The organism is Bradyrhizobium sp. JYMT SZCCT0180, assembly GCF_018130165.1.
In the GTDB taxonomy this organism is placed as follows: Bacteria; Pseudomonadota; Alphaproteobacteria; order Rhizobiales; family Xanthobacteraceae; genus Bradyrhizobium.
The window spans coordinates 50,124-72,010 of sequence record NZ_JAFCLZ010000005.1; the positions used below are offsets into that span (position 1 = coordinate 50,124).

Consider the following 21,887-nt stretch of genomic DNA (forward strand, 5'->3'; position numbering starts at 1 on the left):
TGTATAGTGCGCACTATACTCCGCACCGTCGTTACGCAAGCGCGCCTAGGCGCCACCGCCCGCGACGCTTGCCAGCAAACGGAGATCACGATGACCGCATCACGGCAGACGCTGCTTCGTGCCAACGCCCTGTTCCTGCTCGCCGCTTCGGCCGGCGGCTTCTGCAGCGACGTGCTCGGCATCTTTTTCGCAACCGGGCCGGTCGCAAAAATCGTCGCGGTCGCGCCCTATTCCGGTCTCGGCTTCATCGAGGCGCACGGGCTGGCGTTCCTGATCGGCATTCAGATGTGGCGCGCCGAACCATCGCGCGCCTGGCACCTCACCGCCGTGGCGATCCATGTCCTGCTCGGCACCTCCAATCTGGTGTTCTGGCAATTCTTCGTCGTCGCGGACATGCTGGTCGTCGGCTATGTGACGACGGCGCTGCACGTGCTGTTCGTGGTGCTGCAACTGATTGCCGCGAGCACGGCCACGCGACCGATCGCAGGTCATGCCCGGGCCTGACCTCTCGTTTCCATTGCTGTTTGACAAACTGAAAGGAGCTGGACTGTGACCCGCGAACAGAAGACCGTTGCGATTGGAGCCGCGAGCGGTGTTTTGACCATGGTGCTGGCGGTTGCCGGCATCTACCGGCTTTGGCCGGATACCGCAGCCCTCACCGATATTGCCGGCCGATTAGCCTTCACGCTGAAGGCCAATGCGTTTGCGGCGATCCCGCTGCTGGTCGGCATCATCACCGTCGGCAACAACCGGTTTCTCAGCGAAGCCATCGATCCGACGCTGCACAAGGAAGACGCCGCGACCGAGATCAACGGCCGGGTGCTCGACAACACGCTTCAGCAATATGTGCTGTTCCTGGCGGGCACGCTCGCCCTCAGCGTCACGCTGACGGCCGAGCAGACCAAGGTCGTTGCCGCCGCCGCCATCGTGTTCTTCGTCATGCGATTTGCGTTCTGGGTCGGATACCGGATCCATCCGCTGTATCGCGCCTTCGGCATGTCGTCGACGATCTACCTCAATGCCGGCATTCTCGGCACGGCGCTCTGGAAGACCCTGTGGGGATAGGCCACACAGCCCTCAGGTCTTTAACTTCAGCCGGCCCATGAAATCGCGTTTGCCGAGCGGAACGCCGTTGGTGCGCAGGATGTCGTAAGCCGTGGTGGCGTGGAAATAGAAGTTCGGCAGCGAGAACGACATCAGGAAGCCTTCGGCCGTGAACGGCAATTTGCGGTCGCCCAGCGCGAAGATGACATCCTTGCCAGCGAGCGCATTGACCGCCTCCGGCGTCAGCGCCGACAAGGCGTCCCGGGCCTGCGTCACGTGCGCCTGCAATCCGGCGAAGTTGAACGGGGTCTTGAACGACGGCGGATTGAAGAGGCCCTGCTGCACGCCCTCGATGGCGCCGCGGGAATGCTGGACGACGGAAATGATCTGGAAACGGAACGGCAGCATGTCCGCCGCCAGCCGCGTCTCGACGATCGCTTCCGGATCGATGTTGTTCTCTTCAAAATGGCTCAGCGCGCGGTCGAGGAATCCGCTGACCGCGCCGAGGGTTTGCAGATAGTTCGCCACGCTGGCGTCGTAGAGCGAAAGAGCCATTGCGGATTCCCCCTTTGGCGATGTTGTTCTTGACGGCCGCAATGTAGCGGCGGAACCGGCCGGCTTGCAATCGGTACAAGCTTCAGGCCGGCTTTTCCGGCGACGTTTCCTTGGCGATCAACCGCTCCAGGCGGGCCTCTTCCTCGGCCGTCAGCTTCAGCAAGCCCTGGTCTTCCCTGCCCGGGAATTTCGAACGGCGCCGGCTGTAGACCCATAGCGCCAGTCCGCCACCCCCGAGCGCCAGCGGCGGCAACAGCCACAGCACCAGCGTATGCGGGTTGAACCGCGGCCGCAGCAGCACGAATTCGCCGTAACGCGCCACCAGGAAATCGATCACCTGCGTATTGCTGTCGCCGGCCGCAATCCGCTCGCGTACCAGCAGCCGCAAGTCGCGCGCCAGCGGCGCCTCGGAATCGTCGATCGACTGGTTCTGACACACCATGCAGCGCAGCTCGCGCGACAGATCGCGCGCACGGGCTTCCTTGCCCGGGTCCGCCATGATCTCGTCGGGCTGCACCGCGTAGGCAGATGTAGTAACGGCCGCGAGCCACAGGACGGTTAGAATCGTACTTAGCTTCCGCATCGTTTCTCCTCATCCTGAGGAGCATCCGAAGGATGCGTCTCGAAGGATGGCGTCAATCCGGGCCTCATCCTTCGAGACGCCGCTGACGCGGCTCCTCAGGATGAGGAGAGTCTATTCCGCAGCCTGCAACGCACGCGAAGCCTTCGCGGGCTTCGGCGCGCCGACGCGCAAGCGCCGGTCCGACAGCGACAGCAGGCCGCCAAACGCCATCAGCACGGGGCCCCACCAGATCAAGAGCACCAGCGGCTTGTGATAGATGCGTACCGCGACCGCGCCTTCGTTCGTACTTTCGCCGAGCGAGATATAAAGCTGGCTGGCGCCGCGCGTCAGCAGCGCGGCCTCTGTTGTCGACGATCCCCGCGTGATGAAATTGCGCTTCGACGGCGTCATCACGCTGAGCTTCTCGCCGTCGAGACGAACCGTGAACTGCGCGATCATCTCGCGGTAATTCGGTCCCTGCCGCTGCGTGACGCCGTCGAGCTTCAATTCGTAACCGGCAACCCTGGCGACCTCGTTCGGCTTCAAGGTGCCGATATATTCGCTGTTCCAGGTGGTCTCGCAGACGATCCCGATCAGGGCAACGCCGACGCCGGCATGCGCGAAGGCGGTGCCCCAGGTCGCCCGCGGCAAGCCGCGTGCGCGTTGCATCGCGGTCGCAAAGGGAGCGCGAAACAACGCCGTGCGCTCGGCGAGATCGGTCATCGCACCGGCGATGACGAAAATCGCAAGCCCGATCGCGAGCGGTGCAAAGGTGCTGCCGCCATAGGTCCATGCATATGCCACCGCAATCGCGACCAGCGCGGCGATGCCCGCCGCCGTCAGCCGCTGCGCCGCGCCGAGCAGGTCGCCGCGCTTCCATGCCAGCAGCGGCCCGAACGACATCGCCATCATCAGCGGCACGAACAGCGGCCCGAAGGTCAGATTGAAGAACGGCGCGCCGACCGAAATCTTGTCGCCGGTCAGAACTTCCAGCGCCAGCGGATACAGCGTTCCGACGAACACTGTCGCGCAGGCCGTGGTCAGGAACAGATTGTTGAGCACCAGCGCGCCTTCGCGCGAGATCGGCGCGAACAACCCGCCCTGCTTCAGCGTCGATGCGCGCCAGGCATACAGCGTCAGGCTGCCGCCGATGAAAAAACAGAGGATCAGCAGGATGAAAACGCCGCGCGTCGGATCGGTCGCGAACGCATGCACCGACGTCAGCACGCCCGAGCGCACCAGGAAGGTGCCGAGCAGCGACAGCGAGAAGGTCAGGATCGAAAGCAGTATGGTCCAGACCTTCAGCGCGTTGCGCTTCTCCATCACCACAGCGGAATGCAGCAGCGCGGTGCCGGCGAGCCACGGCATCAGCGAGGCATTCTCGACCGGATCCCAGAACCACCAGCCGCCCCAGCCGAGTTCGTAATAGGCCCAGTACGAGCCCATCGCGATGCCGAGCGTCAGGAATATCCACGCCACCAGCGTCCATGGCCGCACCCAGCGCGCCCAGGCCGCATCGATCCGCCCCTCCATCAGGGCCGCGACCGCAAACGAGAATGAAATCGAGAAGCCGACATAGCCGAGATAGAGCATCGGCGGATGCACCGCGAGGCCGATGTCCTGCAGCACCGGATTGAGGTCGCGGCCCTCGATCGGCGGCGTGGCGATGCGCAGGAACGGGTTCGAGGTCATCAGGATGAACAGATAGAACGCGGCCGCGATCCAGCCCTGCACCGCCAGCACATGGGCGCGCAGCGACAGCGGCAGATTGTTGCCGAACGCCGCGACGAGACCGCCGAACAGCGCCAGGATCGCCACCCACAGCAGCATCGAGCCTTCGTGGTTACCCCAGACGCCGGTGATCTTGTAGAGCAGCGGTTTGGTCGAGTGTGAATTCTCGAACACGTTGGCGACGGAGAAATCGGAGCTGACATGGAGCATCACCAGCGCCGTGAACGACACCGCCACGAACAGCAATTGCGCCAGCGCCGTGGAGCGCGCGACGTTCATCAAGGCGACATCGCCCCAGCGCGCGCCCGCAACCGGCACCGTCGACTGGATCAGCGACAGCGCCAGCGCCAGCACCAGCGCGTAATGTCCGGCTTCCGCGATCACTTAGGCGCCCCCTGCGTCGGCGCCGCCGAAGCGCTGGGCTTGGCGCCATAATCGTCCTTCCAGTGCCCCTGCTTCTTCAACGCGTCGGCGACGTCCTTGGGCATGTAGGTCTCGTCATGCTTGGCGAGTACGGTGTCGGCCCTGAACACGCCCGATGCGTCGATCGCGCCCTCGGCGACGACGCCCTGCCCTTCACGGAACAGGTCGGGCAGGATTCCCTTATAGGCAACCGGCAGCACGGCACTGCCGTCGGCGACGCTGAAATTCACCGCCAGATTGTCGCCGCGCACCAGCGATCCCGGCTGCACCAGGCCGCCGAGGCGAAAACGCTTGCCGGCGGGAATCTGCTTCTCGGCCGCCATCGAAGGCGTTGAAAAGAACACGATGGAATCGCGCATCGCGTTCAGCACCAGCGCCGCCGCCACCGCGAGCACCGCGAGCGAACCGCCGATCATGGTCAAACGCCGCTGCTTGCGCGTCATGATAATCCTTTGGTTCCCTGCATGATGGGTTCCATCATCCGTCGAGCCCGAGATTCTTCAGGCCTTCATTGAGCTGACGCAAGCGTTCGGCATCGTTGGCAACCGCCTGACGCGCATCGCCTAGCGCGCTCACCGCCTTGTCGCGCTCGCCCATCACCATATAGGCCCGCACCAGCCGCAGCCATCCCTCGACATCGTCGCCGTTCTCTTTCAACCTTGTGGCGAGGCGGTCGACCATGCCGCGGATCATGGTGCCGCGGTCGGCCTCGTTCATGTCCTTGGCCGCCGCCATCGCATCATTCGACAGCGCGGGTGCAGCCGGACCACCGACGCGCACCAATGCTGCCTGAACCAGCGGCCGCCACGGCGCATCGGCTGGCGCCTTGGCCAGCATCGCGCGCCAGATCGCGGCGGCGTCGGTGCGACGGCCGTCCTGCTCGGCGGCAAGCCCGAGGAAATAGCCGGCCTTGGGCTCGTCGGCGTTCAGCGCCGCCGCGCGTTCGAATTCGGCCTTGGCCTGCGAGGTCACGACGCCGCCCGCCGAACCCGTCAGCGCTTCGCCGAGATCGGACCGGCGCTCGGCGCTGTCGCCATTGTAAGTGATCGAATTGCGCAGCGCGCGGATCGCGTCGTCGTAGCGGCCGAGCCGCACCAACGCCGGGGCCAGCACACTCCAGCCGCGGCCGTCAGTCGGATTTTTGTCCAGATGCGCCTCGACCTGCGCGATCAGATTGTCGATCGGCTGATTGACGTCGGGGGCGCGGCTGCGGCTGGCGAGCGGGAAATCGCCGAGCTGCGGCGATCCCAACGAAAGGTAGAACGCGACCGCCGCGACCGGCAGCCCCACCAGCGCCAGGACGGTCGAGGACCGGCGTAGCGTGAGGTTCGCCTGTGCCGGCAGGTCATCCCTGCCATCCGCGGCCGCCAGCAGGCGGCGGCTGATCTCGACGCGCGCGGCTTCCGCTTCCGAGGGCCCGATCAGGCCGGCGGCGACGTCGCGATCGATCTCGGCAAGCTGGTCCCTGTAGACGGCAGCCTCGCTGCCACCGGCCTGAGCCGCCGAACCGCGGCTCAACGGCCAGAGCACGGCAAAGATCGCCGCGACCGTCATCAGCGCGAACACAAACCACAGCGTCATCAAGCGGTTCCCGGGCGGAACGGCGCTTTTAGAATGAGAATAAGCGGCGCCGATGCGCCGCTTTACACTACCGGCGGCAAGCCCGGCAATTGACAATTGCGGCAGAAAAACCAGGGAAACCGAACCGATCGCAGGCTCGATCGCGTGAGCGCCGCCGGGTCGGCCAGCGCGACGCGCAAACCCGCGCGAAACCTGGTGATTCCAGGGGCCATGAACCCTGGGGATCACCGATTGAGCCTCAGAACGTTCCCGATCCCACCGTCATCACCGCGAAGGCGGGTGATCCAGCATTCCAGAGAAGTGCGTGATCGATCCGGAGTGCCGCGGCGCACTGGATGCCCCGCCGGAGCCTTTCATCGGGCGGCCATTCGGCCGACCCGGTGGCGGGGCATGACAACGCCATGTCGATGCGCCGCTGGAGGATGTTCTGCAAGCTATAGCATTTGCACCAAGACGTAGGCGATGCTACATAATGGGGTGAATACGTTAATTCCCAGCCCCTTAGAGGCAAAATCGATGCGATCCTGGAAAGCTCTTCGACGCGACGCCCTTCCCTTTGGCCTTGTTGGAATTCTGGATGGCCCGAAGGTTCGCCGCGGCGCCGCGTTGCTTGCGCTGCCGTTCTTGTTTTCAGCGCTTCCGGCGTCGGCACAGGATGGAGTGGACAGAACCGCGATCGCGGCCGCGCTGCTGCCCCGCGATCTCAGTCCCTGGGGCATGTTCATGCAGGCCGACATTGTCGTCAAAGCCGTGATGATCGGTCTGGCTTTTGCGACCCTGGTGACCTGGACGGTATGGCTCTCCAAGACGATCGAGCTGATCAAGGCGCGCCGCAATGCGAAGAACGCCTTGCGCGAACTCGCGAGCGCCAGGAACGTTGAAGACGCCGTGCGGCAGGTGCCCGAGGGGGCGGTTGCGCAATTGCTCGAGGGCGCGATGGCGGAACTGAAACTGAGCACCGATCGAATGGACAAGGAAGGGATCAAGACCCGGGTTGCGTCCCGGCTTCAGCAGATCGAGGCGGCGGCCAGCAGGCGCATCGGGTTCGGCACCGGCGTGCTGGCAACCATCGGATCGACCGGCCCCTTTGTCGGACTGTTCGGGACGGTGTGGGGAATCATGAACAGCTTCATCGGAATCTCGAAGTCGCAAACCACCAATCTCGCGGTGGTCGCGCCGGGGATCGCCGAGGCACTGCTGGCGACGGCGCTCGGGCTGGTGGCGGCGATACCCGCCGTGATGATCTACAATCTGTTCGCGCGCCAGATCAGCTCGTACCGCGCGCTGCTCGGCGACGGGTCGTCGGAGATCACCCGCCTCGTCGGCCGTGACCTCGACGGCGGCGCCATACTCGTCCGGCGACATCTCGCAGCGGCGGAGTAGCGGCGATGGCTGTCAGTGTTAACCAGAGCAACAGCGATCTTGCTGAGGTCCATGAGATCAACGTGACACCGTTCATCGATGTCATTCTCGTGCTGCTCATCATCTTCATGGTCGCCGCGCCGCTCGCAACCGTCGATATCGCGGTCGATCTTCCGGCCTCGAATGCGGAGCCGCAGCCTCGGCCCGACAAGCCGGTCTACCTGACGGTCAAACCGGATCTCTCTTTGTCCGTCGGCAACGAGACCGTGGGGCGCGCCGCGCTGCCCGGCGTGCTCGATGCGAGCACCAACGGCCATAAGGACAGCCGAATTTTCCTGCGCGCCGACAAGCTCGTCCCGTATGGCGAGGTAATGCAGGTGATGAACATGCTGCGCGCCGCCGGCTATCTGAAAGTCGCCCTGGTCGGACTGGAACAAGCCGCGTCGCCATGATGCAGCTCGCGGCCGAAGATCGTTCCGACCTGCAACGCTGGATGTTGAGCGGCCTTGCGGTCGTGTGCGTCTATGCCGGCGTGACGGCCACGCTCGCGACCTGGCGCTATCCGGACGACATCGCGGCCACCGAGCCATCCGGTGCAATCGTGGTCGACCTCGCACCGTTGCCGGCAGCGCCCTCGACGACCCCCTCCGATGTCGCGCCGGGCCCGGAACAGGTGATGTCGGAAGCGCAGCCCGAGGCGAAGCCTGAGGTGACGCCACCCGATGAAACGCCCGAGCTGCCCTCCGCACCCAATCCGGATGCGGCCGTGGCGCTGCAGAGTAAGCCGCAGCCCGAGGTGACGCCGCAGCAGCAGGCGGCCGCCGCCACCACGTCGGCACCGGCAGCGATCACCGAGCGCATTGCGCCGGTAGCCGTAGCACCCACCCAGGGCGTGCCGAATGCGATGGACTCTCCAGCTGTGGTGACATGGCGAACCAAAGTCATCGCCTTGATCGAAAAGAACAAGCGCTATCCGGAAGCCGCACGGCCGCGGCGCGAGCAAGGAACTGCACAGGTGTCGTTTGCGCTCGATCGCAAGGGACTGGTGACCAACGCGCGCGTAATTCAAAGCTCCGGCTCAAGCGCCCTCGACCAGGAAGCCGTCGCGCTGCTCAAGCGCGCGGAGCCATTTCCCGCGCCGCCCGCAGCTTTCCCGGGCGATTCCGTCGTCGTGAAGCGGGTGCCGATCGCCTTCACCATAAAAAAATAGCGCGGTCGGTTAGCGGCGCGTAAGCCAAGCGGCCTCGTCTCGGGTCCGGCTTTCATGCGCGCATCATTTTCTGGCGACTAAACAGCGGCGTCAGGAACCAGGTCGCGGTGAAGCCGAGTGGGCCGCCTGCCTTGCTCTAAAATTCAGGCGGCCCCGCCGACCATATCAATTGTCCTGCCCCACGGCAGAGGCCATAGCCAGCCAAGCCAAATATGAGCAGACGGATTTGAAAGTCTTATGACAGAGGCCGCTAACCAAGCCGCCTCTTTCCATCGCCATTTCCTGCGCGGCTTTGCGCTACAAAACCGGATCAATCCGCAATGATCGCCCCGCCGGCGCCGAACTTGTAGTTCACGCCGACCCTGACGCCGTCGCTTGTCACCCTGGTGTTGGAGTCGAATGCGACCGCTGTGTTGGCGGCGGTGGCCGGCGTGGAACGTACCGAACCGAAATCCATGTGGAGATATTCGAGCTTGCCAGTCCAGTTGCCCGCGAGGCGGGTTTCCAGACCGCCGCCTACCGCCCAACCGAAACGGTAGTTGTCGGTATTCAAAGCTGCCGTCGTCGCGGCACCCGCATTATCGAAACCTGTGACAGACGTCGACGTCGTTATCTTGCCGAACGGAACGCCCGCCGTGACATAGGCAAGCAGACCGGGCGAAACGAGCGCACCGACGCGCCCGCGAACCGAGGCGACCCATCCCAGTTGGTAATCCAGGCTTGCCGTCACGGGTGCGTCGAGCGGAGCCAGCGCCACGTTGCAGACATTGCCGAGACAAGTGATGGCATTGCGTCCGCGCTGATTGCGGTATTCGAAATCGCCTTCGATGCCTGCGACCAGCCGGCCCGATATCCAGTTGTATCCAGCCTGCCCGCCAAAGCTGGCGGTGCCGCGCGTCGAGAACAGGCGGCCGCCGTCAAACGGCAGACCGGTTGCATCCTCGCTGAACACCGCGCTGGTAACAGCCCTGCCGCCGACATACCCGACATTGCCGCCGGCATAGATGCCCGCCCAGTTCCAGGCCGCTTCAAGCATCCGCGCTGATTTGTAATACATGTTGCCGCCCGGCCCCCGCGCCATCGCGAAGGACGAACCGGGCGTCCCGCTCGGCCGGTCGACGCCGTATTTGACGTTGAGGAAGAGTTTGACGCCGCGCCCGGGCTGCAGGATCTCGTCCTTGTGGAATTGAACGGCATTGCGAATGTTGGCGTTGAGCAGATTGTCGCCAACCAGTCCGGTCACGACTTCGACCGCGCCCCACGGCGAATCCTTCCAGAACTGCCGGTTCTCCAGCTGCACCTTGAGCAGATCGTATCCGCCGGTCGTCGTATCGAACTGCGAAACGTCGTTCTGCGCGAAGGCATGCAGCAGGCCGATACGGGCGAACCAGCTGTCGTTCCGCCAATAGGCACCGCCGCCGAGCCGCATCGGCGGGATGCGCGGCACATTGCTGCCGTCGGTGAACGTCGCGCGCACGACATCGAACTGTCCGTCAACACCGAACGTACCGCTCGCGAGCGGTGCGACGTCCCATTGCCAGGCCAACTCGCCGCCGCGAAACGTCGCGTCGCGCTGATCGTAGTTGACCTGGATGTAATCGGTGCCGGCGCCGCAGGTGGCAAACGTTTCCTGGCACAGGATACCGGTGGCGCGCGAGAAGATGAACTTGTCGTACGACGTGTAATAGGCATTGGCGGCGAACCTGAAGTCGCCGGCGATGCGCTTCAGGCCGATTTCCGCCGTCTGCGCGGTCTCGATTCCCAGGTTCGGATTGCCGATCTTGAAGGTCTTCTCCGAACCGTCAGGACCTTGCGCGAACAATTCAAGCGCGCGCGGCGCGCGTTCGATTCGCTGCAGCGTCAGGCTCGCGACCAGGTAGGACGGAAGATCCTTGATGATGCCGAAACTGGCGCTCTTCGGCATGAAGTCGAGCTTAGCTGCAGCCCTGCCCGGTTCATTGGGCGGCGGCAGAAAATTCGACGGGAAGGTGAACGCCGTGCCGGCGATGTCGACGCCCTCGATGCGCCCCGCCAATTGCGTGCGCAGCGTGTCCGTGTGTCTTACTTCATTGAGGAAATACGCCGCCGCGGTTGTGGTCTTGGCAGGAAGGAGGATCGCCTGGCCTGCCGTATCCAGTTGCTGGTAGGCGCCCTGCGCGCCGATAATGCTGGTCAGCGCCCCGATCGGCGTGGCGAACGCTGCAGATTCAAGCTCGATCTTGCCCTCGGTCTGCGTGTTCTTGAAGGTGGCGGTGATCCCCTCGTAACCGGGGCCGGCGAGCACCGTCTCGTCATGCCGGTACTCCGAATATCCGGTCCAGTACCTGACGGCGGCAAGCGCGGCCGCATCCGGGCGATACTCGCCCTTGCTGGTAATCTTGGTCTGCTCGAGATCGTTGTGCTGGCGGGCATCCGCGGTCGCTATACCCGGAACGAAATAGTCGCTGGTGAACCGCGAGACGGCGATGCCGGCATAGCCGCCGTCGAACAAATAAGAACCGCCGACCGCCGCTCCCGCGCTTTGCGAGGCTGAATTCGGTTGCCTGCCGTTGCCGACCGGCGCGGGGTTTGGCGGAACGAGATAGGGATAACTCGGGATGCTGTAATCGCTGGAGGATCGCCCGTAGATGTCGGCGTGAACGGCAGCATTGCGACCGCCGGCGTCCAGCAACAGACCGCTTTCCCATCCTTTGTTGACGCTCGTCACGGCCGATCTCAGTTCCGCGGCCACCCCACCTACTGGAGCGGCGGTCGGAATCCGGTTGTTGTTGACGTCGACGACGCCGCCGACGGCCTGTGAGCCGAACCGGAGCGCGCCCGGTCCGCGAATGACGTCGACCTTCTGGATCGCGAGAGGATCGATCGGTACCGCGTGGTCCTGCGCGATGTCAGACACGTCGACCGCACCGACGCCGTTCTCCTGGATGCGGACCTTGGCATCCGACAAGCCACGCAGAACGGGGCGGGACGATTCCGTGGCCAGGCCTGCGGAAGTCGCGCCGGGCATGTTGGAGAACAGGCTGCCGAACCCGCCATTGCTGCTGCCGGTCTGGATTTGATTGCTGCCGATCGTCGACAATGGCGCAAACGGCGGATTGAAGGGCGAGGCAGGCGCGGCCGCCGGGGCGGGACCCGGCAGCGGTGCCGCGACGGTCCGTGAAGGCCGGCCGGGCTCGGCGCGCCCTGCCCGCCGCGCCGGCTTGGGCTGGCGCCCCTCCACGGTCACTTGCGGCAGGTCGATTTCCGCCGGCGCGGGCTTGTCCTGCGGTCCGGCAGCGGTTGCCGGTTGCGGCGGTGCCGTCTGCGATTGAGCGGGAGCCGCCGGGGCTTGTCCCGTTGCCGGGGCTGTCGGCGCGGATGGTTCGGCAGGCGCCTGAGGCGCGGCCGGCGACGCCGATGGCGCAGGAGACGCCGATAGCGGAGGCATGGCCGTCTGCGAGAGCGCCGCAGCCTGGCTCAAACATACCATTGCAAATGCAGACGTGCCCAACAGGGCCATTCGTGTCGCGCGCATCTCGTCCCCAACCTTCATCGCGCTACAGGAACCGGTCCGGATAAGCTGCGACCTTAAAACGTAGGTAAGGCTACATGTTAATGTTGCCCCGTTAACTGTCAAGACGCCGCGGCCGGTCGTCGCAAGCGCGCGCCGGCCTGTTGCGGAATCGCGACACGTCGCCAACTTGCAATGTGGTCGGCAGCACGCCATGGTCTGCCTCCTCTCGATGGATTCGCCTGGAAAGGTGCCGTGTTGCGCAAGCCCTCGACAGACCGGGCCAAATCGATGCAGCCGCTCCCCACGGAGCAAACGCAGGCGCGCCGCTTTGGAAAAGCGCGGTCGGCGCGGTCGACCGCGGTTCTGGAAGATTATGTCGAACTGATCTCCGATCTGCTCGGCACGACCGGCGAGGCGCGCCCGACCGACATCGCGCGCCGCCTCGGCGTGTCGCACCCGACGGCGATCGACACCATCGCGCGGTTGAAGCGGGAAGATCTTGTGACCGCGCGGCCCTATCGCGGGGTGTTCCTGACCGAGAAGGGCGAGACCCTCGCCAAGCGTGTCCGCGCACGCCACCGGCTTGTGGTGGATGTCCTGCTGGCGCTGGGCGTCCCGCAGGAAGCGGCAGAGGGCGATGCCGAGGGCATCGAGCATCACGTGTCGGATGTGACGCTGAAGGCGTTCGCCGAATTCCTGCGCGCCAACAAGGATCGCCGCAAGGTGTGAGGGCGCGACGGCCCCGGCCGTCCTACCCGTTGCGGCTGGACTTGCGCTCGGCGGATTTACGCTCACCGGTGACGGCGTTTTCCGCCGCCCTGCTCATCAGCGACGCGTAATCATGGCCGAACAGGACTTCGCAGAAGCGGATCGCCGCCTTGGCCTGCATCTGCCGGTAGGCGCGCGCCTTGGTGTCGCCACCGCGCAGCGCCTGCACCAGCGCCTCGGTCGAGTGCTCGACATAATGCTGCAGGTCGGAATAGGTCCGCAACGTGACCTCGTTGATCGCAAGTTCGCTGGCATAGGTGCGGCAAACCGCGACGAAATCGATCAGGGCCGCGGTTTCCTCGACGTCCGTGGCGTCGATCTTGGGAGCCGACGAAATGTCCTTGTCGGCGCGCTGGCGCAGGATGCGCCGGACCCGGCCGGGCACGCTGTCGATTTCCGACTGCAGCGAATTGGAAATGTCGGCGCGGATCGAGGTCAGCTGCTTGCCCCACGTGGAATCGTTGCGCAGGTCGAGTTCGGTGCGCAGGCCGCGTACGCCGTCATGCAGCGTCTTCAGCTGTTCGCTGACATTGTCGAACTGGCCGCGCCTGATGTCGGTGCGCAGGCAGGCCGCGAGAAAGGACAGATCGTGCAGCGCGAGCGTGACGGCGATGCCGTATGGCGTCGCGGCGACACGAATTTCATCGTCGGAAGCCGCCATCTTGATCGCGAGGCGGATGATCTGCCACGGCGCCGCCAGCCGCTGCATGATCAGCGACAGCGCGAACGGCAGCAATTGCGGCGTCTGCAGCGAGGGAACATTGAGCGCCGAGGTCACCGACGCGACCTGGGATTCCGACAACCCCCGCAACTGGCTGGCAAGCCGGCTGCCCAGCGTGTCCATCGCCTCACGGGCGCGCAAAACCGACCCGATCGACAGGAAGTCCTCGACGACGTTGGGCGGGCCGATACGCGCGAGCGAACGCTGCCTGTCGTCGCCCTGCACCGGCGCCGCGACCTTGGCGATCGCATCCGCGGCGGCAAGCTGAAATTTGCGCGTCTCGGATTCCAGTCCCGCGGTCGAACCGCTCTGCCTGATCTCGGCCAGTGCGGCTTCGAAGGCCCGCGCCTGCTCCGGCGCGCCGTCCCGGGCCAGCCATTGCCAGACCGGCAGCAGCGAGGTGCGGCGGATCTGGCCCTGCCGCATCGGAAAATTGCTTTCGACCAGAAACGGCTCGATGGGGCGAAACAGCAGCCGCGCCGGATCGTCGGTCCGCGGCCGCACTTCTTCGTCTTCCTCGGTGCCGCGCACCACCTTGCGCAGTTGCTCGAGCACGAGGGTGGCGACCGCGACTTCCTCACCGCGCTCGATCGCGCGCTCGAACGAGCGCATCAGCAGCGCCTGCGCCTGAGGCGGGAGCTGGGCGAGATAGTCCCTCAGCCGCTCGGTCGATGTCTGGCTCATGCGCCCGGTGTGGATATGCGTGTGTCGTCCGGACGGCAAAGCGCGTCCAACCGCCATCATAAAAGTGTGCGCGTTAAGAAGTCGTTTAGGAATGATGAAATCCAGGGCGGCACGCCGCTCCCCCGACCGGATTCAATCGCTTTTCGCGCTCAAACCCCCGGCAGCACCAGCTCGGCCCGCAACCCGCCGATCGGGGCATCGCCGAGCGCAAGGCTGCCGCCATAGAGGGCGGCCAGATCGACCACGATCGAGAGCCCGAGGCCGGAGCCCGGCTTGGATTCGTCCAGCCGCTGTCCGCGCCGCGAGACCTGCGCGCGCTCGTCGGCCGACAGTCCGCGGCCGTCATCATCGACGATGATCCGCAGCCGCGGCCCGGCGCTGGGCTCCTTCGCCGGCTCCACCAGCACCTCGATCAGGACCTGGGTGGCGGCCCATTTGCAGGCGTTGTCGACCAAATTGCCCGCCATCTCCTCGAGGTCCTGGCGTTCGCCGCGAAACTTCGCGTTGGAATCGGCCTTCAGCTCGATCGCGATGGCGCGATCGCGGTGGATCTTTTCCATGGTCCGCCGCAACGCCTCGATCGCGGGCGCGACCTCGGTAACGGTGCCGACCACGGTAACGCGCGCGGCGATGCGTGCGCGCTCCAGATGATGCGCCACCTGATCGCGCATCACGTCGGCCTGCTCCAGCACCTTGCTGGCAAAGGCATCGACAGGGTGCGCGGCGGCCTCGTTGACGATCACGGAGAGCGGCGTCTTGATGGCGTGGGCGAGATTGCCGACATGGGTGCGGGCGCGCTCGACGATTTCCCGGTTGGCGTCGATCAGCGCATTGGTCTCGCGCGCCAGCGGCGCGATCTCGACCGGAAACTCGCCCTCCAGCCGTTCGGCACGGCCGGAGCGGATATCGGCGATCGATTCGGAAATGCGCTTGAGCGGCGCAAGCCCGAAGCGGACCTGGAAGATCGTGGTCAGCAGCAGCACGATGCCGAGCGCCGCGAAGGTGCCGCCGAGGTAATAGTCGAAGCTGCGCGTCTCGTCGAAGATCTCGCCGGCATCGCCGGCGACGCCGATCAGGAACTTGCCGTCCGCGCCGAGGTCGACCGGCCGCTCCACCATCCGCAGAGTCTGTCCCTCGGGGCCGTCGACATAGCCGAGACGGATGCCGGCCGCGGTCAGTTCGGCGCCGTGCTCCTCGAGTTTCGGCAGCTTCTTGTCCCACAGCGAACGCGACACCCGCGCTTCGGGCTTGTCACCGTCGGTGCGCACGACTTGCCAGTACCAGCCCGACAGCGGCAGCTCGAACAACGGCTCGCCAAGCGACTGGAACGGGTGGTCGGGCGGCTCGTCCGGGGTTGCGACCTCGGCGATCAGGGTGCGCAGATAAAGATTGAGGCGGCGGTCGAAAGCGCGCTCGGTGGCATCGCGATAGACCGACGACAGCACGAACCCGGTGATGACAAGGATCACCACCACCCACGCGGTCGCCGACAGGAACAACCGTGTGGCGAGCGAGGAGCCGCGCATCAGGACGCGATCCGGAAAAGTGGCGGCCGGTTTTCAGACAAAAACATGCTCAAACAAAGAAGTAAGCGTGTTGCTTCGTCAACGCCTTTAATCAGGGGCCGGCAGTCACGCGCCCGGGGCCGGCGGCGTCAGGAGATAGCCGAGCCCGCGCACGGTCTGGATGATATCGACGTCGAGCTTCTTGCGGATACGGCCGACGAACACTTCGATGGTGTTGGAATCGCGGTCAAAATCCTGGTCATAGAGATGTTCGACCAGTTCGGTGCGCGACACCACGCGCCCGGTATGATGCATGAGATAGGCGAGCAAGCGGTATTCATGCGACGTCATCTTGATCGGATTGCCGGATACGCTGACCCGGCCGGTGCGGGTGTCCAGCGAAACCGGGCCGCAGGTCAGTTCCGACTGGGCGTGACCGGTCGAACGGCGCAGCAGCGCGCGGATCCGCGCTAGGACTTCTTCGAGGTGAAAGGGCTTTGCGACATAGTCGTCGGCGCCGGCGTCGAAGCCCTGCACCTTGTCGCTCCAGCGGTCGCGGGCGGTGAGGATCAACACCGGCATCGCCCGTCCGTTGCGGCGCCAGGACTCCAGCACCGAGATGCCGTCCATCTTCGGCAGGCCGATGTCGAGAACGACGGCGTCATAGGGTTCGCTGTCACCGAGGTAATGCCCCTCCTCGCCGTCGAACGCGCGATCGACCACATATCCGGCATCCGTCAGCGCCGTCGTCAGCTGACGGTTGAGATCGGGGTCATCCTCGACGACAAGCAGGCGCACGCTGGCCTCCAATGGTGTGCTTCACAAAACCTGCCACAAGATGAGGCTCACCGGCGTGAACGGCCAATGAACGGGGCACTTGGCGCCAGGTTACTTTTTTGTCATGGGGGCCCGCTACGGCGCGGCGGTCCGTCGCAGGCGCACGCGTTCGCTTCACGCGCACCGGTGTCCACTTCGCTTGAAAACGCTCTAGCATGCCGAATCGGCCGCCCAAAGCGCCCAAAAGCGCGGCTAACGACCATCTGCCCCGCGGACCACGATCAAATCGACCGGGCCGCCCGGCCGGCCATCGTCGAACACGCCAACCGTCAGCCGCCCGGTTTTCCAGGCGGCGGTGTCGAGATTGGTGCGGCCCTCGAATAACAGTGGGCCTTCTGGATCATTGTCGTGGCCGTGCACGACGTGGAGCTCGCCGAACCCGCTCGGATCGTCCTTCGGGTAGCGTTTCCATAACAGGGTTTTTTCGCTCTGTTCCTCCAGCGGCGTCCCTGCCTCGACGCCCGCGTGCACATAGAGGCGGTGCGCATCGACATACACCAGCCGCAATTGATCGAGCCACGCGATATGGGCCTGCGGTACCGCGGCGGGATCGCCGCCATAGGACGCCAGCGCCGTGTCGCCGCCCCGCTCCAGCCAAAAAGCCCGCTTCGCCGGATCGCGCAGCCCTTCGACCATCATCGCGTCGTGATTGCCCTTCAGCGCAACAAAACGCCAGCCGCCGCCAAAGCCTGGCAGCAGCCGCTCGATCACCTGCCTCGTCTGCGGGCCCTTGTTGACGTAGTCGCCGATGGTGACAATGACGCCGGTTTTGCCGGACGCATGTGCGTCGATCTCCAGGAGCGCGCGGCTCAGCAGATCATCACGGCCGTGAATATCCGGAATGACGTAGGTGAAGCTCATCCGCGTGCGCATTCCGGCTAGGGACGCCACGGTGCTATTGCAACCGCACGCCACCGGCAACCGGCGTGCATTGTCCGACCGGGCTGCCGGCGACTGTCATTTGTACCGTCCCTACGTCCGGAAAAACACGAACCAGACCACGCCCAGGATCAGGATCGCCAGTCCAGTCGAGACGGTCAGGAGCGCCAGCACCGACGGGCCGGGTTCGGCCTGACGCGCCTCGGTCGGGGTTTCGATAATCTGGCCATGTCGACGCGTTGCCATGGGGGACCTCATTTGCGTAAGTGCCTGTAATGCCAGCTATTGCTTCGACACCACCTGTCAAAAGCAACGCATGATGACAAATGATGTTCCGGGGTCCTGCACCCGGCATTTCTGCGGGCAGGTCGTCCAAAAGGTCGCAGCCGAACGCCGGAACATATCGCTCGGTCTCGGTTAACGCCGTTGGCAGATTCCCTTCCCCGCCGTGTTTGAAACCGGGTCTGCCGATGGTATTCTTGACGGTCGTCTGTTGCGTCCTCGGAGTTTTCCCATGGCCCCCCGCGCCAACTGGAAAGGCTTTTTGCGCCTTTCGCTCGTGACCTGCCCGGTCGCCCTGTATCCGGCGACCTCGGATACCGAGAAGGTCTCGTTCAACCAGATCAACCGCAAGACCGGCCATCGCATCAAATATGCCAAGGTCGATGCCGACACCGGCGAGGAAGTCGCCAACGAAGACATCATGAAGGGCTACAAGGTCGACACCGACACCTACATCGAGGTGACGAAGGACGAGCTTGACGATCTCGCGCTGGAATCGACCCGCACCATCGAGATCGACGAGTTCGTGCCGCGAGCGGATATCGACAGCCGCTACGTGATCCGTCCCTATTATCTCGTGCCGGACGGCAAGGTCGGTCACGACGCGTTTGCGGTGATCCGCGAAACCATCCGCAGCATGGACAAGGTCGCGATCGGCCGCGTGGTGCTGACCAACCGTGAACACATCATCGCACTGGAGCCGCTCGACAACGGCCTGATGGGAACCCTGCTGCGCTACCCCTATGAGGTCCGCAGCGAGAAGGAATATTTCGACGACATCCAGGACGTGAAGATCACCAAGGACATGCTGGATCTGGCCAAGCATATCGTGGAGCAGAAATCCGGCTCGTTCGAACCCGAGCAGTTCGAGGATCGCTACGAAACTGCGCTGATCGACCTGATCAATCAGAAGCGCAATGGCGTGAAGACCACGGCGAAGGCGCCTGCGAAATCCGGCGGCAACGTCATCAACCTGATGGACGCGCTGAAACGCAGCCTCGCCAACGAGAAGCAAGCCGCCCCCGCCGCCGGCAAGGAAGCAGCCAAGGAAACGGCCAAGGAAACGGCCAAGGCCAAGGGCAAGAAGCCGCGCAAGGCAGCCGCCGGCCAGCGCGAAATGCTGCTGCCGATCTCAGGCAGCGGCAAGCGCGCAGCCAAGGAGGCGGTCAAGGAAGCGCCGAAGAAAGCCGAGAAGCCGGCGCGCACCTCCGCGCGCACCAGGAAGGCCGGCTGATCGCGCAGACATTCGGCCGATAGCGCGCGATGCCATGGTCGACGCCGTTCGATGAGCCGATCGCCCTGCGCAGCGGCAGCAAGCTCACGACGCTGCAGCACGCCGCCGACTACGTCATGAAACTGCCAAAGGCCGAACAAGACGAAGTGCGCTGGCAAACCGCGGTCGAGAATTTGATCAGGGCTGCGGAGACCGGCGGCGGCTGGCTGATGTTCGCGCGGATCGCAATGATGCAGGCGCTATATACGGATGAAAACAACCGGTAACGCGGTCTGTGGCGTTAGTCCCCGCCGCCGTCACCATCTCCTCCGCCAAAATCAAATCCGTCGATGCCGTCGCCGGCTGGTCGATTGCGGAACATCAGATCCGTGAGCAGGGCTAGAACCAGCATGGCGGCGAATACGCGCCATGGGTGTTGCAGGCTGTAGGCGATGACCTGCCGGCCGAAGCTGGCGATCGGTGGACCCCAGGTCCCGAACAGCAGCTCTTGCATAGCGCCCGCTGCCGGTCGGTCCTATTTGAGCGATGTGCTGACGGTGCCAAACTTGGTGCTGAGTGCACCGCCGACGCCGTTGACGGCACCGACGATCACGATGCTGATTCCCATCGCAATGAGGCAATACTCGATCGCGGTCGCGCCGGACTGATCCTGGAAAAAACTCTTCAACAATCGACGCATGAAAAACTCCTGTCGACGCCGCCGGAATTCTTCCCGCGCCACGGTCCCAAATGGAACCCTAGATTGGAATGATTGACGGCGTTTTGACGAACAGGATGAACGACTTATTAAGCCGGAGCCACGACTACACCGGTATTCCTACGGTACCAAAAATTTACTCTGAATTGTCCAACGCCCAACCATGGTCGGCGGATCGGCGTATCCCGGAGCGAGCGCACATGTCCACGCAGAAGCGTGAACCAGGAAAAAACTACATCGGCCTCTTGAACGATGAGTTGGAAGAGCAGCGCACCGCCGAGGTGCGATCCGGCAACGATCGCCGTCTGACGGCGTATGTCCTCGGCCTGATGGCGGCGATGTTCAACCATCGCCGCAACGAGGCGAGATAGTTGCCCTCCGCTAGCCCGTAGGGCGCGGCCGGCTTCGAGGCCGCCGCGGCGAACATCGCCCGATACGTTTCTGATCGAGTGGGAACCGCTGGACTTCGAACTCATCGGTTTGACGCGGTATTGGTCCGCAGCAACCGCTCCGGCGGCAAACGCATATCAGCACTTCCCGGAGCAGGCGCCGCCCGCGCTTTACGGTGAGGAAAATTCCTGTTCCAACTGTGAGAAATCGGCCGAACGAACCGGCCTGCACACAAGGGGAAAACCGTCATGAAGCTCGGCGCCGCGATTGCAGAAATCATGAAGCGCGAGGGGATCGAGATCCTCTGCGGCTATCCCGTCAATCATCTGATCGAATATGCCGCCAATGCCGATATCCGTCCCGTGATGGTGCGCCAGGAACGCATCGGCGTCCACATGGCGGATGCGATCTCCCGCGTCACCTCGGGCCATTCGATCGGTGCGTTTTGCATGCAGCACGGCCCCGGCGCCGAAAACGCCATGGGCGGCGTGGCGCAATGCTACGGCGAATCCGTCCCGGTGCTAGTGCTGCCGATGGGCTACGCGCGGCGGCTCGCCAATATCGACCCGAACTTCAACTCCAGCCAGGCGATGCGGGCGTTCTCAAAATCCTCCGAGCCGATCAATATCGCGGCTGAAGTCTGCAACATCTTTCGGCGGGCGTTCACAAAACTGAAGAACGGCCGCGGTGGGCCGGTCATCGTCGAAATCCCGGCCGACATGTGGAACGAAGACGTGCCGGAGCCGCTGAACTACACGCCGGTGCTGCGCACCCGCTACGGCGCCGATCCCGTCCACATCAAGGAAGCGGCCGCGCTATTGGTGGGCGCCAAGCGGCCGGTGATCTACGCCGGCCAGGGCGTGCACTACGCCAGGGCCTGGCCGCAACTGAAGCGGCTGGCCGAGCGTCTCGCCATCCCCGTCACCACGAGCCTTGGCGGCAAATCGTCGTTTCCGGAGACGCATCCGCTTTCGCTGGGTTCGGGCGGCCTTGCCGTGCCCCGCGCGGTACCAAAATTCCTCGGCGAGGCCGACGTGATCTTTGGCATCGGCTGCTCCTTCACCGAAACCTCGTTCGGCATCGCGATGCCGAAGGGCAAGACCATCATTCATTCGACGCTGGACCCCAACCATCTCAACAAGGATGTCGAGGCCAGGATCGGCCTGGTCGGCGATGCGGGCCTGGTGCTCGATGCGCTGCTGGAAGAGATCGGCAGAAGCGTCACCAGTGATCGTGACGCATCGTCTGTCGCCGCAGAGATCGCCGCCTCGCACAAGGAATGGCTGGCGAAGTGGATGCCGAAACTCACCCACAACGACGCCCCGCTCAATCCCTATCGCGTATTGTGGGACCTGCAGCACACGGTCGACATCAAGAACACCATCATCACCCATGATGCCGGCAGTCCGCGCGACCAGCTCTCGCCGTTCTGGAAATCGGTCGAGCCGTTGTCCTATATCGGCTGGGGCAAGACCACCCAGCTCGGCTACGGGCTTGGGCTCGCCATGGGCGCCAAGCTGGCAAAACCCGACAAGCTCTGCATCAACGTATGGGGCGATGCCGCGATCGGCTTCACCGGCATGGATTTCGAGACCGCAGTGCGCGAGCGAATTCCGATCATGTCGATCCTCTTGAACAATTTTTCCATGGCGATCGAGCTGAAGGTGATGCCGATCTCGACCGAGAAATACCGCTCGACCGACATTTCCGGCGACTACGCCGCGATGGCGCGCGCCTTCGGCGGCTATGGCGAACGGGTGACCAAGCCGGAAGACATCATTCCCGCGATCCAGCGCGGCATCGCCAAGACCAAGGAAGGCATTCCGGTGCTGCTGGAATTCATCACCAGCAAGGAGACCGAGGTCTCCCGGCCCGGAACCTGATCACCGACCCGGCCGATAACCGCTTAATCCTGCTTCACATTTTGAC

Annotated in this window: 23 protein-coding genes; 10 read left to right on the forward strand and 13 right to left on the reverse strand. The window is 64.2% G+C overall.

What is annotated here, in order from left to right; all coding sequences use genetic code 11:
- The first annotated feature begins 90 nt into the window (after positions 1-90).
- A complete protein-coding gene (locus JQ641_RS08870; RefSeq protein ID WP_211995605.1) occupies positions 91-504 on the forward strand; it encodes a hypothetical protein in 414 nt (137 codons plus the stop codon).
- Between the two features lie 45 nt (positions 505-549).
- Positions 550-1,065 (forward strand): MAPEG family protein, encoded by a 516-nt coding sequence (locus JQ641_RS08875; RefSeq protein WP_211995606.1) that lies wholly within the window; start codon positions 550-552, stop codon positions 1,063-1,065.
- A 12-nt stretch (positions 1,066-1,077) separates the two neighbouring features.
- Here JQ641_RS08875 and JQ641_RS08880 read toward each other — a convergent pair whose 3' ends face one another.
- The 5 genes from JQ641_RS08880 to ccmI all read right to left on the reverse strand — a co-directional run bounded on the left by JQ641_RS08880 (position 1,078) and on the right by ccmI (position 5,896).
- Positions 1,078-1,599, reverse strand: a complete 522-nt coding sequence (locus JQ641_RS08880; protein WP_211995607.1) for a DUF1993 domain-containing protein — start codon at positions 1,597-1,599, stop codon at positions 1,078-1,080.
- Between the two features lie 82 nt (positions 1,600-1,681).
- Entirely contained in the window at positions 1,682-2,182 is a 501-nt protein-coding gene (locus JQ641_RS08885; RefSeq protein WP_211995608.1) for a cytochrome c-type biogenesis protein, read from the reverse strand.
- Positions 2,183-2,293: 111 nt separating this feature from the next.
- Positions 2,294-4,276, reverse strand: a complete 1,983-nt coding sequence (locus JQ641_RS08890; RefSeq protein WP_211995609.1) for a heme lyase CcmF/NrfE family subunit — start codon at positions 4,274-4,276, stop codon at positions 2,294-2,296.
- A complete protein-coding gene (gene ccmE / locus JQ641_RS08895; RefSeq protein ID WP_192734309.1) occupies positions 4,273-4,758 on the reverse strand; it encodes a cytochrome c maturation protein CcmE in 486 nt (161 codons plus the stop codon). Before ccmE ends, JQ641_RS08890 begins: the two co-directional genes overlap by 4 nt.
- A gap of 34 nt (positions 4,759-4,792) precedes the next feature.
- Positions 4,793-5,896, reverse strand: coding sequence for a c-type cytochrome biogenesis protein CcmI (gene ccmI, locus JQ641_RS08900; RefSeq protein WP_211995610.1), 1,104 nt, complete (start codon positions 5,894-5,896; stop codon positions 4,793-4,795).
- Positions 5,897-6,556: 660 nt separating this feature from the next.
- On the opposite strand from ccmI, the gene exbB reads away from it, so the two are divergent.
- The 3 genes from exbB to JQ641_RS08915 are packed head-to-tail and all read left to right on the forward strand — an operon-like array spanning position 6,557 to position 8,468.
- Positions 6,557-7,279, forward strand: coding sequence for a tonB-system energizer ExbB (gene exbB / locus JQ641_RS08905; RefSeq protein WP_312014794.1), 723 nt, complete (start codon positions 6,557-6,559; stop codon positions 7,277-7,279).
- A gap of 5 nt (positions 7,280-7,284) precedes the next feature.
- Positions 7,285-7,710 carry a TonB system transport protein ExbD gene (gene exbD / locus JQ641_RS08910; protein ID WP_211995612.1) on the forward strand — a complete coding sequence of 142 codons (426 nt, stop codon included), beginning with the start codon at positions 7,285-7,287 and terminating at the stop codon, positions 7,708-7,710.
- Positions 7,707-8,468, forward strand: a complete 762-nt coding sequence (locus JQ641_RS08915) for an energy transducer TonB (RefSeq protein WP_211995613.1) — start codon at positions 7,707-7,709, stop codon at positions 8,466-8,468. Before exbD ends, JQ641_RS08915 begins: the two co-directional genes overlap by 4 nt.
- 310 nt (positions 8,469-8,778) lie before the next feature.
- Here JQ641_RS08915 and JQ641_RS08920 read toward each other — a convergent pair whose 3' ends face one another.
- Positions 8,779-12,084 (reverse strand): TonB-dependent receptor domain-containing protein, encoded by a 3,306-nt coding sequence (locus JQ641_RS08920; RefSeq protein ID WP_211995614.1) that lies wholly within the window; start codon positions 12,082-12,084, stop codon positions 8,779-8,781.
- A gap of 129 nt (positions 12,085-12,213) precedes the next feature.
- Here JQ641_RS08920 and mntR point away from each other — a divergent pair, with 129 nt between their 5' ends.
- Positions 12,214-12,690 carry a manganese-binding transcriptional regulator MntR gene (gene mntR / locus JQ641_RS08925; RefSeq protein WP_312010846.1) on the forward strand — a complete coding sequence of 159 codons (477 nt, stop codon included), beginning with the start codon at positions 12,214-12,216 and terminating at the stop codon, positions 12,688-12,690.
- A gap of 22 nt (positions 12,691-12,712) precedes the next feature.
- Here the strand turns inward: mntR and JQ641_RS08930 are convergent, their stop codons facing one another.
- The 5 genes from JQ641_RS08930 to JQ641_RS08950 all read right to left on the reverse strand — a co-directional run bounded on the left by JQ641_RS08930 (position 12,713) and on the right by JQ641_RS08950 (position 17,601).
- Positions 12,713-14,134: a hypothetical protein gene (locus tag JQ641_RS08930; RefSeq protein WP_211995616.1), complete on the reverse strand. Its 1,422-nt coding sequence runs from the start codon at positions 14,132-14,134 to the stop codon at positions 12,713-12,715.
- A gap of 149 nt (positions 14,135-14,283) precedes the next feature.
- Positions 14,284-15,660, reverse strand: coding sequence for an ATP-binding protein (locus JQ641_RS08935; protein WP_211995617.1), 1,377 nt, complete (start codon positions 15,658-15,660; stop codon positions 14,284-14,286).
- A gap of 105 nt (positions 15,661-15,765) precedes the next feature.
- Positions 15,766-16,437: a response regulator transcription factor gene (locus JQ641_RS08940; protein WP_192734300.1), complete on the reverse strand. Its 672-nt coding sequence runs from the start codon at positions 16,435-16,437 to the stop codon at positions 15,766-15,768.
- A gap of 231 nt (positions 16,438-16,668) precedes the next feature.
- Complete coding sequence (locus JQ641_RS08945; RefSeq protein WP_211995618.1) at positions 16,669-17,337, reverse strand: metallophosphoesterase; 669 nt, start codon at positions 17,335-17,337, stop codon at positions 16,669-16,671.
- Positions 17,338-17,448: 111 nt separating this feature from the next.
- Complete coding sequence (locus JQ641_RS08950) at positions 17,449-17,601, reverse strand: hypothetical protein (RefSeq protein ID WP_192734298.1); 153 nt, start codon at positions 17,599-17,601, stop codon at positions 17,449-17,451.
- A 268-nt stretch (positions 17,602-17,869) separates the two neighbouring features.
- On the opposite strand from JQ641_RS08950, the gene ku reads away from it, so the two are divergent.
- Together ku and JQ641_RS08960 are read left to right on the forward strand one after the other, a co-directional pair.
- The gene (ku, locus tag JQ641_RS08955; RefSeq protein WP_211995619.1) at positions 17,870-18,871 is read left to right on the forward strand and encodes a non-homologous end joining protein Ku; all 1,002 of its coding nucleotides are present in this window, start codon (positions 17,870-17,872) and stop codon (positions 18,869-18,871) included.
- Between the two features lie 29 nt (positions 18,872-18,900).
- Positions 18,901-19,137: a hypothetical protein gene (locus tag JQ641_RS08960; RefSeq protein ID WP_211995620.1), complete on the forward strand. Its 237-nt coding sequence runs from the start codon at positions 18,901-18,903 to the stop codon at positions 19,135-19,137.
- 14 nt (positions 19,138-19,151) lie between these two features.
- Here the strand turns inward: JQ641_RS08960 and JQ641_RS08965 are convergent, their stop codons facing one another.
- Both JQ641_RS08965 and JQ641_RS08970 read right to left on the reverse strand, forming a co-directional pair.
- Positions 19,152-19,364 (reverse strand): hypothetical protein, encoded by a 213-nt coding sequence (locus JQ641_RS08965; protein ID WP_211995621.1) that lies wholly within the window; start codon positions 19,362-19,364, stop codon positions 19,152-19,154.
- Between the two features lie 21 nt (positions 19,365-19,385).
- Positions 19,386-19,550, reverse strand: coding sequence for a Flp family type IVb pilin (locus JQ641_RS08970; RefSeq protein WP_192734294.1), 165 nt, complete (start codon positions 19,548-19,550; stop codon positions 19,386-19,388).
- A gap of 218 nt (positions 19,551-19,768) precedes the next feature.
- On the opposite strand from JQ641_RS08970, the gene JQ641_RS08975 reads away from it, so the two are divergent.
- Complete coding sequence (locus JQ641_RS08975) at positions 19,769-19,939, forward strand: hypothetical protein (protein WP_211995622.1); 171 nt, start codon at positions 19,769-19,771, stop codon at positions 19,937-19,939.
- 267 nt (positions 19,940-20,206) lie between these two features.
- Positions 20,207-21,841, forward strand: coding sequence for a thiamine pyrophosphate-requiring protein (locus tag JQ641_RS08980; RefSeq protein ID WP_211995623.1), 1,635 nt, complete (start codon positions 20,207-20,209; stop codon positions 21,839-21,841).
- The last annotated feature ends 46 nt before the right edge of the window (positions 21,842-21,887 follow it).

Coding starts and splice junctions, on each gene's coding strand:
- JQ641_RS08965 (WP_211995621.1), bottom strand. CDS start 19,364: ATGCAAGAGCTGCTGTTCGGGACCTGGGGTCCACCGATCGCCAGCTTC.
- JQ641_RS08975 (WP_211995622.1), top strand. CDS start 19,769: ATGTCCACGCAGAAGCGTGAACCAGGAAAAAACTACATCGGCCTCTTG.
- JQ641_RS08980 (WP_211995623.1), top strand. CDS start 20,207: ATGAAGCTCGGCGCCGCGATTGCAGAAATCATGAAGCGCGAGGGGATC.
- ku (WP_211995619.1), top strand. CDS start 17,870: ATGGCCCCCCGCGCCAACTGGAAAGGCTTTTTGCGCCTTTCGCTCGTG.
- JQ641_RS08950 (WP_192734298.1), bottom strand. CDS start 17,601: ATGGCAACGCGTCGACATGGCCAGATTATCGAAACCCCGACCGAGGCG.
- JQ641_RS08960 (WP_211995620.1), top strand. CDS start 18,901: ATGCCATGGTCGACGCCGTTCGATGAGCCGATCGCCCTGCGCAGCGGC.
- JQ641_RS08945 (WP_211995618.1), bottom strand. CDS start 17,337: ATGAGCTTCACCTACGTCATTCCGGATATTCACGGCCGTGATGATCTG.
- JQ641_RS08880 (WP_211995607.1), bottom strand. CDS start 1,599: ATGGCTCTTTCGCTCTACGACGCCAGCGTGGCGAACTATCTGCAAACC.
- JQ641_RS08915 (WP_211995613.1), top strand. CDS start 7,707: ATGATGCAGCTCGCGGCCGAAGATCGTTCCGACCTGCAACGCTGGATG.
- JQ641_RS08885 (WP_211995608.1), bottom strand. CDS start 2,182: ATGCGGAAGCTAAGTACGATTCTAACCGTCCTGTGGCTCGCGGCCGTT.
- ccmI (WP_211995610.1), bottom strand. CDS start 5,896: ATGACGCTGTGGTTTGTGTTCGCGCTGATGACGGTCGCGGCGATCTTT.
- ccmE (WP_192734309.1), bottom strand. CDS start 4,758: ATGACGCGCAAGCAGCGGCGTTTGACCATGATCGGCGGTTCGCTCGCG.
- exbD (WP_211995612.1), top strand. CDS start 7,285: ATGGCTGTCAGTGTTAACCAGAGCAACAGCGATCTTGCTGAGGTCCAT.
- JQ641_RS08870 (WP_211995605.1), top strand. CDS start 91: ATGACCGCATCACGGCAGACGCTGCTTCGTGCCAACGCCCTGTTCCTG.
- JQ641_RS08970 (WP_192734294.1), bottom strand. CDS start 19,550: ATGCGTCGATTGTTGAAGAGTTTTTTCCAGGATCAGTCCGGCGCGACC.
- JQ641_RS08935 (WP_211995617.1), bottom strand. CDS start 15,660: ATGCGCGGCTCCTCGCTCGCCACACGGTTGTTCCTGTCGGCGACCGCG.
- JQ641_RS08930 (WP_211995616.1), bottom strand. CDS start 14,134: ATGAGCCAGACATCGACCGAGCGGCTGAGGGACTATCTCGCCCAGCTC.